Here is a 12,968-nt window from a genome sequence, read left to right on the forward strand (position 1 = left end):
AGGGGATCAATATGAACACTACAGATCAGGTCACAGGCCAGTCGTCGCCCGCATTTGCCAGCCACCGCGGTTATCGGCGCATGTTCGCGGCCAATCAGCTGACCCTCGGGATTTTTCTGCCATTGCGCTTTTACAAGGGCGACATGGCGGTACTGGCCGGGCAGGCCGAGCGGGTTCGCGACATCGACCGATATGGTTTTGCCGCAGTCTGGGTGCGCGACGTACCGCTGTTCGATCCTGCCTTCGGTGATGCGGGGCAAGTATTCGATCCCTTTACCTACCTGGCGTTTCTGGCGGCTCACACCCGCTCAATTGCGCTGGCAACCGGCAGTGCAATCTTTTCGTTGCGCCATCCCATTGATCTGGCCAAGGCCAGCGCCACCATCGATCAGTTGTCGAACGGGCGCCTGGTCATGGGGATCGCCTCGGGAGACCGGGCCATTGAGTTTCCCGCCTATGGTCTGGAGCACGCCCGGCGGGGTGAGCGGTTTGCCCAGAGCGTGACGTATTTCCGCCAACTGATGCAGGCGCGTGCGCCGGTTATTGATTCGGCACTGGGGCACATGGCCGGAGCCGAATTTCTGCCCCGGCCCGTGGCGGGAGCCATCCCCCTGATGGTCACCGGTTCATCCCGTCAGTCATTGGCCTGGATTGGCGAGCATGCCGATGGCTGGCTGACCTTTCCCGAATCGACCCACGACCGCGCAGGGCCGCAACGCCTGGGCGAAAAGATCCGGGCCTGGCGCCAGTTGATCCCGGACGGCGGGTTCAGGCCGCACATGACCAATGAATGGCTCGACCTGGTTGATGACCCCGATTATCCCCGCACCTCTTTACAGGGCGGTTATGTGTTGCGCACCGGGCGCAATGGCCTGATTGACCTGCTGGGTGAATGGCAAGCAGCAGGGGTCAACCATGCGGCCCTGGGTATCCAGTTTTCGGCGCGGCCTGCGGCAGAGGTCATACAGGAGCTGGCAGAGGACGTGTTGCCGCATTTTCCTTCCCATCAGGGGCCGGGGCGTGTCGGGCCAGCATGGTGAAGGCACCTGTCAGGCCACTGCCTTGATCTCAATAATCGGGTCACTGCGCGTGCGTGACACACTCAGGCCCAGCAGCCCGCCGAGCACCAGCGCGCCGGCCATAAAGTACATTGCCGCCTGGGTGTTGCCGGTCAACTGCGTCAACCAGCCGACCACAATGGTGCTGAAAAATCCGGCGACATTGCCCAGGGAGTTGATCAGCGCGATCCCCGCAGCGGCGGCTGCACCGCCCACCACCGCGGTAGGCATGCCCCAGAACACCGGCAAGCTGCTGATCATAGCTGCTGTGCCGACGGTCAGGCCGATCATTGACAGCCACAGGCTGGCGCCGAACAGGGTGCCAAATACCACCCCGCCAGCGCCGATAAAGGCGCAGATTGCCAGGTGCCAGCGATACTCGCGAACACGGTCGCTGCTGCGTCCCACCAGCACCATGCTCACCGCGGCCACGGAATAGGGAATAGCACTCAACACGCCAATGGCCCAGGGTTCGGCGACACCGCTGTTGCGGATAATGGTCGGCATCCAGAAACTGATCACGTACTGGCCCAGCACCAGGCAAAAGTACACCGCCCCCAGCAGCCAGATTTTCGGGTTGAGCAGACCATCGCGTACGGAGTGGTGGGATTTGGCACGGGTTTCGCGATCCAGCGCCGCCTGCATGCCGCGTTTTTCTTCGGCGCTGAGCCAGCGGGCGTCGGCAATCCGGTCGCGCAGCAGAAAGAACACGGCGGCGCCCAGGGCCACCGCCGGCAAGCCTTCGATCACGAACAGCCATTGCCAGCCGGCGTACCCTGCCACGCCATCGAGGGTTTGCATGATCAAGCCGGAAATCAGCGAGCCCAGCATGCTGGAGATCGGCAGGGCGGCGATAAACAGTGAAATCATCACGCCCCGGCGATGGCTCGGAAACCAGGTGGTGAGATAGAAAATAATCCCCGGGAAAAAGCCTGCTTCGGCAATGCCGATCAAAAAGCGCAGCAGGTAGAAGCTCATGGGGGTTTCGACAAACATCATGGCCGCTGACAACAGGCCCCAGGTCATCATGATCCGCGCGATCCAGCGCCGGGCGCCAAACCTGTGCAGGGCGATATTGCTGGGGATTTCGAACATCAGGTAGCCGACAAAAAACACCCCGGCACCGAGCCCGTACACCGCCTCGCTGAACTTGAGGTCATCAAGCATCTGCAGTTTGGCAAAGCCCACATTGACCCGGTCCAGGTAGGCGACCAGATAACAGACCATCAGCAACGGAATGACTCGCCAGGCGGTTTTGCGGTAGGCCGAATGCAGTGCATGGTCCGGCATGTCAGCAGGGGGTGGCGGTAGGGTGTTCATCTGGAGCCTCTTTTTTGTTGTTGTAGGGGCAGGTATGCAATCACCGATCAGCGCGCACGGCCTCCCGGCCATTCGCCGCACGCGCACATGGCGTGCACGACTTCGCGGATCAACTCACTGATCAGGGTTTTAAGATGGCTGGCGGGCATCGAAGCGCAACTGCAGATACCCAGGGTTCGGGTCAAGCCGTCAGCGGCAATGCGGTGGGCCACCAGCCGACCGTCATCGATTTCACGCACGGCCAGGTTCAACGGCATGATGGTGTGACCGATACCGGCCTCGACCGCGCTTTTGAGGATATGCACGGAGTTGACCTCCATGACGATTTCGCCCACGGCCAGCCCGTGCTGTTTTACCGCGTGCTCGACCAGCGTGCGGGTGCAGTGACCGTGGGCCTGACTGGGAAATACCAGCGGCCGGGCCAGCGCCTGCGCCAGGCAAACTTCACCGGCAGCGGGGGCGTCGGCGGCATCGGCACGGTGTATCAGGTAAAAATCTTCTTCGATCAATGCGCTGAACAACACTTGCGGGGGCAGGTCGATGGCGCTGAACAGGGCCAGGTCAATGCGCCCGTGCAGCAACTGGTCCATGACGTTGCCGGTCAGCTCTTCGTTGAGATGGAATGCCACCTGCGGGTAACGGGCGGCCACGGCGCGCATCAGCGGCATGGCAAGGAGGGTGGCGACGCTTTGCGGCAGCGCCACGATAATCGAGCCACTGACCGAGTCGGGGCTGCTGCTGACGGCAGCCCGGGCATCGCTCAGATGCTTGAGCATGCCCTGGGCGTATTCGTAGAAGACCTTGCCGGCCTCGCTGGCGACTACGCCGTTGTGGCTGCGATGGAACAGCTGAACCCCCAGATCCTCCTCCAGCGCCGACATTTGCTTGCTCAAGGCCGATTGCGCCACATGCACCTGGCGGGCGGCTTTGGACAGGCTGCCGCAATCGATCACGGCGACAAAGTATTTGATCTGGCGGATTTCCATTGCGGTGCTTCCTGCAGGACTCGGATATGCGGGCCGGTGATGGTACCGCGGGTCAGCCTGCAGAGCGCCCTCGAGGGAATATCTTGCCGGGGTTCATCAGCTGTTTCGGGTCGAGCGCCGCCTTGATCGACTGCATGACGTCCACGGCGTTTTGCCCGTGTTCAACGGCCATGAAGTGCTGTTTGGTCAAGCCGATGCCGTGCTCGCCGGTGCAACTGCCCTGCAGGGCAATGGCCCGCTCGGCCAGGCGATGGGCCACGCCTTCGGCGCGTTCGATTTCGTCGGGGTTGTGCGGGTCGACCAGGATCACGGCATGGAAGTTACCATCGCCCACATGACCGAAAATCGGTGCGAGAAAGCCGTTTTGCGCAAGGTCCGCTGCCGTCGCTTCAATGCACTCGGCCAGTCGTGAAATCGGTACCACGGCATCGGTGGTCAGGGCGCGGCAACCGGGGCGCAGGGCGAGGGCGGCGAAGTAGCCGTCATGCCGGGCCTGCCACAGACGGCTGCGATCCTCCGGATGCACGGCCCACTCGAAGTCCATGCCCTGATGTTCATCGGCAACCATGCGCACGGTCTCGATCTGTTCTTTCACGCCGGCTTCAGAGCCATGCAGTTCAAAGAGCAGCGACGGCGCCTCGCGCAACTGCGTGCTGCTGTAGGCGTTGAGGGCGCGCATGGTCAAGGCATCGAGCAGTTCAATGCGGGCGACCGGCACACCGAGCTGGATGATCTGGATCACGGCGCGTACGGCCAGATCCACGCTGGGAAAGCGGCACACGGCAGCTGAAATGGCTTCAGGAATCGGGTGCAACTTGACGGTCAGTTCGGCGATGGTCGCCAGCGTCCCGCCCGAGCCGACCAGTAAATGGGTCAAGTCATAGCCGGCGGAAGACTTGCGCGCCCGCCCGCCGGTGTTGATCACCCGGCCGTCGGCCAACACTGCCGTCATGGCCAGCACGTTTTCGCGCATGGTGCCGTAGCGCACGGCGTTGGTCCCGGAAGCACGGGTCGCCGCCATGCCGCCCAGTGACGCATCGGCCCCGGGGTCGATAGGGAAAAACAGCCCGGTGCCGTGCAACGCTGCATTCAACTGTTTGCGGGTCACCCCCGGTTGTACAGTGGCGTCCATATCGTCAACGCGAATGGCAAGCACCTGGTTCATGCCCGAGACATCAATGCTGACGCCACCGTGGGAGGCTTGCAGCCAGCCTTCCAGCGAGGTGCCGCTGCCATAGGCGATCATCGGCGTATCGTGGCGATAACAGGCGCTGCTGATACTGACGATATCCTCAAGGCTGTTGGCATAGGCCACGGCATCCGGCGGCATGGGGTCTAGTGCGGAAATATCGCTGCCGTGGTGCTCGCGCACGCTGGCCGAGGTGGAGAAGCGGGTGCCGAGCAATTGGCCCAGCTCCTCGCGCAAGGATTCGGCCAGGGGCGGGTGTTCGCAGGCAGCAGGATGGGTCATCAGACAATCTCCGGTTGTTGTGCACCGCGTAAAACGGGCGGCATTATCAGGGAGTTATGACTTATCTTAGGCAGCCTTGGGTACACACTCGTAGTGCTGAATTTAGATGGATCCATCTGTTTTTGAGATGGCCTGTGACAGACGTAATGATCAAGAAGGAACTTGAGTTGAGTGACTGGGAAGCCTATTACCAGGCAAGTGAACAGCGCGGGCAATCGCCCTTGCTGAGTAGGGCCTTGAACCTGATCAGCGCGAATGAGGGTTCACGTCAGGCCGTGGACCTGGGTTGTGGGGCCGGAATGGAAACCCGGCAATTGCTGGCCGCAGGCTGGGACGTACTGGCCATTGACCGCGAAGCCGGCGCCATTGCGCGAACATCTGCATTGTCACAAGGTGTCAGCGGTGGGCGGCTGGCGACCCTGGCCTGCGATTTTGAACAGCTGACGCAGTTACCTGCATCCAGATTGATCCATGCCGGTCTCGCCTTGCCGTTCTGTCGGCCAGAATATTTTGAGACCCTTTGGCGGCTTGTTACTGCGGCGCTTGAACCGGGTGGTGTATTTGTCGGCCATCTGTTTGGCGAACGGCACGGCTGGGCGGCACTTGCCCATATGACCTTTCAGACCGAAGCGCAGGCGCGCTTGCTGTGCGGTAATCTTGAGCTGCATCTGTTGCGCGAATTCGAGCAACCGGGTGCCAGTTTGCAGGGGGACATCGCCTGGCACCGCTTCGATATCATTGCCAGCAAGCCGCAAGGCGACGATAAATACCGTACTGAACAAAGGAGCCTGTGATGAAGGGAAGTTGCGCCTGCGGTGCCGTTGGCTATGAAATTGATCGTATCGACCTGCCTGTAAGCCATTGTCATTGCCAGTCGTGCCGCAAAACCCATGCTGCTGCGTTTGTCACCACGGCCGGTGTTTTGCGTGAGCACTTCCATTGGACGAGGGGGCAGGAAAAGCTCAGCAACTACGAGTCTTCCCCCGGCAAGCTGCGGCGCTTTTGCTCGCTGTGCGGTTGTCACCTTGTGGCTGAACGTGACACAGCCGCGGCTGTGATTGTTCGTGTTGCGACCCTGGAAGAGGACCCGGGCGATCGCCCGCAATACCATATCTGGGCTGAGCATGATGTCCCATGGCTTGAACATGAAGACCTTGCGGTCTACCCGCAATGGCAGCCGGGGCGCTAGGGCTTCAGTGGCATTATTTAACTTTTATCAGGGAGATAACCGTTAGTGACCCGTGCATCTGTGCATACCCTGCGTCCGCTGCCCGAGCTTGATTACCATGACAGCAGATCGGTGCTGCTGCCTGTGCAGATCACGGCGCTGCAAGCCTGGAACCTGATGACAGCCGGGCAGGGGCCGCTGATGCGCCTGGCGTTTCGAACCCGAGACGGGATTTCTTCGTTATTTGGCGTAAAGCGCATTGGCGGTTTCTCCGGTACCCGGCGCGAGGCCGTGCAGGCAGGTGACTATCTGGATTTCTTTCTGGTAGAGCACAGCGCCCCCGAGGTATTGGTGCTGACCGAGCGTGACCGGCATCTGGATGTGATGACCTGTGTGTCGATGGCTGATCGGGTACTGACAATCACCTCCTCTGTGGTCACCCATAACACCTTTGGCCGTCTGTATATGCTGCCGGTGGGGCCGGCGCACAAACTTATTGTCAACAGCTACCTCAAGCGCCTGAAGCGCAAGCTGCAAGGGATGGAGCCCTGAATTTATGAACATAGCCATAAGACTTGCCAATCAGGCAGATATCCCGACAATTTTTGTCATCCGTACCCGCGTCAGGGAGAACCCTCTTTCTCACCAACAGTTAACTGAAATGGGCATTACCCCCGACGCCATAGGTCAGGCGATGGAAGCCGCTCCCTGTATCTGGGTGGCCGAGGTCGAGGGTGTTACGGTGGGGTTTGCCATGGCCGATGCCGAGGATGGCTGTGTCTTTGCCGCATTTGTCCTGGCCGAATTCGAGGGGCTCGGGCTGGGTCGCAGACTGATGGCGAAGGCCGAGGCGTTTCTGTTTCAGCATCACCCCACGATTTGGCTGGAGACCGCTGAAAACAGCCGTGCCAGCGGTTTTTATCGGCACCTTGGCTGGCAGGCGGTGGCGAATTTGCCTGAAGGTGATGTTCGTTTTGAAAAATCACGGACGTAGCAGGGAAGGGTATGCACATTCGATTGACGCAAGCCAGTGACTGGATGCTGTTGAAGCAGGTTCGCCTGGCAGCGCTTCTGGAGGCCCCGACGGCATTTGGCGTGAGCTATCAAACGGCGGCCAGTTACACCGACGAGCAGTGGCAAGAGCGCGCTGATTCAGGGGCGGGGACGCAATTCTGGCTGGCCATCGAGGACAGCAAGGCGGTGGGCATGATCGGTGCCGGGGTGAGCGAAAACCGGCGCTATAACTTGATCGGCATGTGGATCGAGCCCGGCGTGCGCGGCGCCGATGTGGCCGCCCGGCTGGTTGGCGCAGTCAAGGCCCGGGCGCTGCAGGGCGGGCATGAGTACGTTTATCTCGAGGTAGCCCCGGACAACGCAAGAGCTGCCAGCTTCTACCTGAAGCAAGGGTTCAGGTTCAGGGATGAATGGGAACCCTTGGCAAGTCATCCCTCTATCAGGTTGCAGACGATGTGCTGGGTTGTGACTCCAGACAGCCCCTGAAATCGGCTACACACTCCTCTCGTCGAAATATCTGTCAGAAAAATTGACCAGAATGATCCTACGCAGTTTACTGTATGTTCATACAGTTATCGTAAGGCGTGCGTCATGAGCTTCACTTCCCTGGGTCCCATTGCTGAAGATGGCGTTCGCCTGCCACTTTGCTCCTTCAAAGTCCCCGCCGGGTTTCCGTCACCGGCGGCGGATCATATCGAGAAGGAAATTTCCCTCGATGAACTGCTCGGTATCCGTGCGCCCCATGTGTATCTGGTGCGCATCGACGGCGACAGCATGCAGGGTGTGGGGATTTTTTCAGGGGATCTGGCGGTGGTGGACCGTGCTATCGAGCCCGGGCATGGCCATGTGGTGGTGGCGCTGCTCAATAACGAGCCGATATGCAAACGCCTGTGCCTGCGTGGCAAGAGCATTGTGCTGCAATCCGAAAACCCGAAGTATCCGGACCGGTATGTACTCGAAGGTGATGAACTGACAGTCTGGGGCGTGATTACCTATACCGTGCGCAGCCATGGCCACTAAGCCTGCGCCGGTTTTTGCCCTGATCGATTGCAACAGTTTTTACGCCAGCTGTGAGCGTGTGTTCAGGCCCGACCTGGCCAAGGTGCCCATTGTGGTGCTGAGCAACAACGACGGCTGCGTGATCGCCCGCAGTTATGACGCCAAGCCTCACGTGAAAATGGGCGAGCCGTATTTCCAGATCAAGGATCGGCTCGAGCAACTGGGGATTGTGGCGTTCTCGTCCAACTATGCGTTGTATGGCGACATGAGCGAGCGTGTCATGAGCCTGATCGAGGCGATGTTACCGGCTGTCGAGGTCTACAGCATCGACGAGTCCTTTGCCGACCTGAGCGGTATCGTTGACGCCACCGCCATGGGCCGTCAGTTGCGCAGTCGCATCCTGCAATGCACGGGCATTCCGGTGGGGGTCGGTATCGCGCATACCAAGACCCTGGCCAAGCTGGCGAATCACACCGCCAAGCGCTTGCAGGCCCACACGGGGGGCGTGGTGAACCTGTGTGGCGACCATGAACGTGACTGGGTACTGCGCAATACCGCGGTGTCGGAGGTCTGGGGCGTTGGCCGACGCATGACCGCGCATCTTGAAGGTATGGGGATTCGCACAGCGATGGACCTGGCCAAAGCGGACCCGTGGTCGCTGCGCAAAAAATTCAGCGTGGTGATCGAAAAAACGGCCCGTGAATTGAACGGTACATCCTGCCTGGCCCTGGACGAGCCCGATCCGCCCAAGCAGGAGATCTGCTGCAGCCGCATGTTTGGCAAGCGCCTGACCGAGCTAGCACCGATCAAGGAGGCCGTAGCCACCTATATGATGCGTGCCTCGGAAAAACTCAGGGCACAAAAGTCATACTGCCAAAAAGTCCGGGTCAGCATTCGTACCGGCATGTTCAACCCGGACGAGGCGAAGTACGCCAAGGGCGTGGTGGTGACCTTGCCCTATCCTACCGATGATGTGCGGTTACTCACCAGAGCAGCGGTGGATGCTCTGGAGCATGTGTTTCAGCCCGGCTTCAGATACAGCAAGGCCGAAGTGTTGTTGCTCGACCTGCGCCAGCCGGGGGAGTTTTCCGACGATCTGTTTGCCGTCAATCAACCGGCAGAAGCTTCACGGGTGATGGCGGTACTGGATGCCATCAATGGCCGCTGGGGCAGGGGCACGTTACGGGCCGCCAGCGTGCCGGGCAAACCCGACTGGGGGATGCGCCGGGAGATGATGAGCCAGAGTTATACGACGCGGGTGGATCAGCTTTGGCAGGTTTCGTGCCGATAAATACGGCCGTTGATTGTGCAGAACTGTGGGCAATGAACTGTACGCGCAAAGTGGAGATCCGGTGTGTGAAGTTCAAACATATGGCCTGCTCAGAACACTGGGCTGTCGTGTGCTGCTGGTTTGCTTGTTGAAGACTCAAGAAAAATCAAGGTAGGAAAACCCTGAATTAATAGTGGGGTTATTCTTGCGCTTGCTCCTGGCAGTTGAATGTTAGTACTGATGCTGTACTAATGGTGTTGCCCTGTTATATCAATTGCCGAACAGGCACTGGTTTTAATTGCAAGAGTGGCGGGCTATCAAGACTATCAAGAAAAGTCAAAAAAGCAGGTGCAGGTACGTGCCTGCTATCAGGCAAGGTCAGGATTAAAGATGATAAACACAGTTGCATTGTATTGGTTGCTCACTTATGCGATTTAAATGGATTGTTTTTGTTGTCGGGCTGGTCGCATTATCTTCTTTTGCATTTTATGGGTTGTTTGATCGGTCTGATGAAGTGAGCCATATCGTTGCGCCAGTAACGAAAGTCGACATGGAAAGTCTGGTTTTGGCAACAGGCCCGATAGTCGCAACGGGCTTGGTCGATGTCGGAGCACAGGTTAATGGTCAAGTTAAAACAATCCATGTGCGACTGGGTGACAAGGTCAAAAAAGGCCAGGTATTAGTGGAGATTGATCCGGAGCTTCAGGAAAATGCCTTGAGCAAGGCGAAAGCCAGCCGCGATCTTGTACTGGCACAGCAAAAGGCCAGGGAAAAAGCGCGCCAGCGCGCAGAGAGGGTATTTACCCGCCAGCAAGCGCTGTACCAGGCAGATGCCAGCGCAAAAAGAGACCTTGAGCAAGCCGAGGTGGAGCTGGAAAATGCCCGGGCTGAAGTCTTCGTTCTAAAAAGCCAGATTCATTTGGCTCAAATCGAGATGGATAGCGCAGTGGCTAATCTCGGGTATACGAAAATCAAGGCGCCTGCCGATGGCGAAATCATCGCTATTGTGACTAAGGAGGGCCAGACAATTGTGTCCGCCCAGACATCACCGACCATTCTGATTATGGGCAATATGGACAGGATGACAGTCAAGGCCAGAATATCCGAGTCGGATATTGTACGAGTGCAGGAGGGGCAAAAGGTTGTTTTTACCGTGACCGGTGCACCGGAGCTGTCTTTCGAATCGAACATTCTTGCCGTTGAACTTCTGCCGGAGTCCGTCGTTACTGACAGCAAAGAACTCTCAAAGCCCAATGCAACGTCCAATGTTCCTGTTTACTACAATGCTACGTTTGAAGTTGATAACCCTGATCGTCTGCTCAAGCCTTTGATGACAGCCAACGTTAAAATCACTCAGGAAAGCGTTGGCCAGGTGATGGCAATTCCTTTAGCCGCTCTCGGAAAAAAGCAGTCTGCGGGCAATCTTTATGAAGTGCGTATATTGACGGAGCAGAAAGAAGTGGTTGCAAGATCCATTGCGATCGGTCTGCGAAACAATACGCATGTGCAGGTTAAGTCGGGGCTTGAGCTAGGCGACAATGTCATTATCGAATAGGCGTTGATTGATGTTGTGCTGTGGGAGTCATTGTTAATATTTATTTGTCGGGTAGTGTATGGAATGTCTCAGGAAAATAAAGTTTCGAACTCGGCCCACGAAGGATGCCGTAAAGCCTGGCAACCTGCCAGAGGAAAACCTGTGCTTATCCGCGCCATTAATCCAATTGATAAATGTCAGCAGGAGCTATTTCAATGGTCATTCATCTACAGAGGCTTTACGAGACGTCAACCTGAATATCCGTGCAGGTGAGATGGTTGCAATTGTCGGGACATCGGGCTCGGGAAAGTCGACCCTTCTCAATATTCTGGGGTGCCTTGTCCCGCCTTCGCAAGGGCAATACATCCTGCACGGGCGGAGTGTGACCCGTCTGACGAATAATGAGTTGGCAGATTTGCGCAGAGGCACTTTCGGATTCGTATTCCAGCGCTACCATTTGCTGGGCCACCTGAATGCTGAAGAAAACGTTTTGTCTCCAGGCCTTTATGTCGAAGGGGAGAAGAAAACACTGCGTGCACGCGCGCAAATGCTGTTGAGCAGTCTTGGGTTGAGTGACCGCTTGCACTTCTTTCCGGGACAGTTGTCAGGTGGGCAGCAACAGCGTGTCAGCATTGCGCGTGCACTGATGAATGGCGGCGACATCATATTGGCCGATGAGCCGACCGGTGCGCTGGATACCAAGAGCGGTGAGGAGGTGATGGCCGCCTTATGTGAACTGAATGCAAAAGGGCATACCGTCATTATTGTTACGCACAATAATGACATCGCTTCATATGCGCAGCGGCTGATTCATATTCAGGATGGATGCATCTCTTCGGATACAGGCAATCACCCTGCCTCGTCAACGGCAGGGCCGCGAGGGGGGGCCGGGTTGAAACCTGCACAGGGCTCCTCGATAAACATGCTGTCAGGCTGGGTGGAGGCAATTAAAATTGCTTTTTCGTGGCTGGTCAGAAAGCCCTTGCATGCGGGATTGACGGTACTGGGAATCGTCATCGGCATTGCTGCGGTTTCATCGGTTATTGCCCTGGGTGAGGGGGCGCGCGACCGTATAGTTCAAGAGATCAGCGCCCTGGGTGCTGACACCATCGATATTTACTCCGGAAAGGACTGGGGTGATATCTACAAGGGTTCAAACAAAGCGCTGAGTGAATCTGATGTGGACTATCTGCGATCACTTCCCTACGTTGACAGCATCTCCCCGGTCACCTCTGCGACAGCCACCATTACATCAAAAAACGCCAACCTTTCAGCTCAGGTATTGGGTGTCGGTGAAGCGTTTGCCAGGGTGAGAGGCGAGGTATTTGCGCAAGGTACTTTTTTTTCCAGTGATGATGTTAAACGGCAGGCGCAAGTTGCAGTCATTGATGAAAATATGCGCAAAAGACTTTTCCCGAGCTGGGAGGACCCGATTGGAAAAGTCATATTGGTAGGCCCGATGCCGGCAATCGTCATAGCGGTTATCAAGAATACACCGTCTTCATTTGGTGAGGCGCCTGTTCTGCAGATGTATATGCCTTATACCACGTTGATGTCACGTATTTCGGGCCAGTCATTTCTTGAGAGCATTGTAGTGCGCGTGGCTGACGGGATTTCAAACGAACTGGCCGAAAGTAATATCAATCGTCTTTTGGAACTCAAACGCGGCAGCAAAGACTTTTTCACAAGTTCTGCAGACTCAATACTCCGGTCGGTGACCAGTGCTACCAGAGTCTTGAACGTGCTGAGCATATCGGTCGCATCGATTTCTCTCCTGGTTGGAGGAATTGGCTTGATGAATATGATGCTTTACTCAGTAGCAGAGCGAACCTATGAAGTAGGCGTTCGTATGGCGTTCGGTGCCCGTCGACGAGATATCATGCAGCAGTTTCTCAGCGAATCCTGTTTGCTGTGCATATTTGGCGGTGGTTTTGGGTTTTTGCTGGCCCTGCTTGCCGGGGAAATTTTAGGCGGATTACAAACTGATTTTCCGCTTAAATTTTCTTATTGGTCGTTCATGGTAGCGTTTGCAAGTTCTACCGTTATTGGTCTTGTATTTGGTTATATACCTGCTCGAAATGCCGCCAGGCTGGATCCTGTCGAGGCTTTGTCCCGGGCGTAAGTCAATGGGTTTGCCATCGTAATCAT

13 protein-coding genes are annotated in these 12,968 nt (G+C 57.3%); 10 read left to right on the plus strand and 3 right to left on the minus strand.

Features of this window, described 5'->3' with window-relative positions; all coding sequences use genetic code 11:
• Positions 1-11: 11 nt before the first annotated feature.
• Positions 12-1,040, plus strand: coding sequence for an LLM class oxidoreductase (locus tag FHL07_RS00665; protein ID WP_138737942.1), 1,029 nt, complete (start codon positions 12-14; stop codon positions 1,038-1,040).
• 9 nt (positions 1,041-1,049) lie between these two features.
• On the opposite strand, the gene FHL07_RS00670 is transcribed toward FHL07_RS00665, so the two are convergent.
• The 3 genes from FHL07_RS00670 to FHL07_RS00680 are packed head-to-tail and all read right to left on the minus strand — an operon-like array spanning position 1,050 to position 4,835.
• The gene (locus FHL07_RS00670; RefSeq protein WP_138737943.1) at positions 1,050-2,378 is read right to left on the minus strand and encodes an MFS transporter; all 1,329 of its coding nucleotides are present in this window, start codon (positions 2,376-2,378) and stop codon (positions 1,050-1,052) included.
• Between the two features lie 47 nt (positions 2,379-2,425).
• On the minus strand, positions 2,426-3,364 hold the full coding sequence (locus tag FHL07_RS00675) for a LysR family transcriptional regulator (protein ID WP_095023345.1): 939 nt from the start codon (positions 3,362-3,364) through the stop codon (positions 2,426-2,428).
• Between the two features lie 52 nt (positions 3,365-3,416).
• Complete coding sequence (locus FHL07_RS00680) at positions 3,417-4,835, minus strand: FAD-binding oxidoreductase (protein WP_095018507.1); 1,419 nt, start codon at positions 4,833-4,835, stop codon at positions 3,417-3,419.
• 146 nt (positions 4,836-4,981) lie between these two features.
• Here FHL07_RS00680 and FHL07_RS00685 point away from each other — a divergent pair, with 146 nt between their 5' ends.
• The 9 genes from FHL07_RS00685 to FHL07_RS00725 all read left to right on the plus strand — a co-directional run bounded on the left by FHL07_RS00685 (position 4,982) and on the right by FHL07_RS00725 (position 12,942).
• The gene (locus tag FHL07_RS00685) at positions 4,982-5,629 is read left to right on the plus strand and encodes a class I SAM-dependent methyltransferase (RefSeq protein WP_095023346.1); all 648 of its coding nucleotides are present in this window, start codon (positions 4,982-4,984) and stop codon (positions 5,627-5,629) included.
• The gene (locus FHL07_RS00690; protein ID WP_095024628.1) at positions 5,629-6,024 is read left to right on the plus strand and encodes a GFA family protein; all 396 of its coding nucleotides are present in this window, start codon (positions 5,629-5,631) and stop codon (positions 6,022-6,024) included. Before FHL07_RS00685 ends, FHL07_RS00690 begins: the two co-directional genes overlap by 1 nt.
• 45 nt (positions 6,025-6,069) lie before the next feature.
• Positions 6,070-6,555, plus strand: a complete 486-nt coding sequence (locus FHL07_RS00695) for a DUF2867 domain-containing protein (RefSeq protein ID WP_095000115.1) — start codon at positions 6,070-6,072, stop codon at positions 6,553-6,555.
• A gap of 4 nt (positions 6,556-6,559) precedes the next feature.
• Entirely contained in the window at positions 6,560-6,997 is a 438-nt protein-coding gene (locus FHL07_RS00700) for a GNAT family N-acetyltransferase (protein WP_095018509.1), read from the plus strand.
• Between the two features lie 11 nt (positions 6,998-7,008).
• Positions 7,009-7,503 carry a GNAT family N-acetyltransferase gene (locus tag FHL07_RS00705; protein ID WP_169916349.1) on the plus strand — a complete coding sequence of 165 codons (495 nt, stop codon included), beginning with the start codon at positions 7,009-7,011 and terminating at the stop codon, positions 7,501-7,503.
• A 105-nt stretch (positions 7,504-7,608) separates the two neighbouring features.
• Complete coding sequence (locus tag FHL07_RS00710; RefSeq protein ID WP_095018510.1) at positions 7,609-8,037, plus strand: LexA family protein; 429 nt, start codon at positions 7,609-7,611, stop codon at positions 8,035-8,037.
• A complete protein-coding gene (gene umuC, locus FHL07_RS00715) occupies positions 8,027-9,307 on the plus strand; it encodes a translesion error-prone DNA polymerase V subunit UmuC (protein ID WP_095018511.1) in 1,281 nt (426 codons plus the stop codon). Before FHL07_RS00710 ends, umuC begins: the two co-directional genes overlap by 11 nt.
• 406 nt (positions 9,308-9,713) lie before the next feature.
• Positions 9,714-10,841: an efflux RND transporter periplasmic adaptor subunit gene (locus FHL07_RS00720; protein ID WP_138737944.1), complete on the plus strand. Its 1,128-nt coding sequence runs from the start codon at positions 9,714-9,716 to the stop codon at positions 10,839-10,841.
• 58 nt (positions 10,842-10,899) lie between these two features.
• Positions 10,900-12,942: a MacB family efflux pump subunit gene (locus tag FHL07_RS00725; RefSeq protein WP_274595685.1), complete on the plus strand. Its 2,043-nt coding sequence runs from the start codon at positions 10,900-10,902 to the stop codon at positions 12,940-12,942.
• Positions 12,943-12,968: the final 26 nt, after the last annotated feature.

The organism is Pseudomonas sp. FSL W7-0098 (assembly GCF_005930585.1).
Taxonomy (GTDB): Bacteria; Pseudomonadota; Gammaproteobacteria; order Pseudomonadales; family Pseudomonadaceae; genus Aquipseudomonas; species Aquipseudomonas bubulae.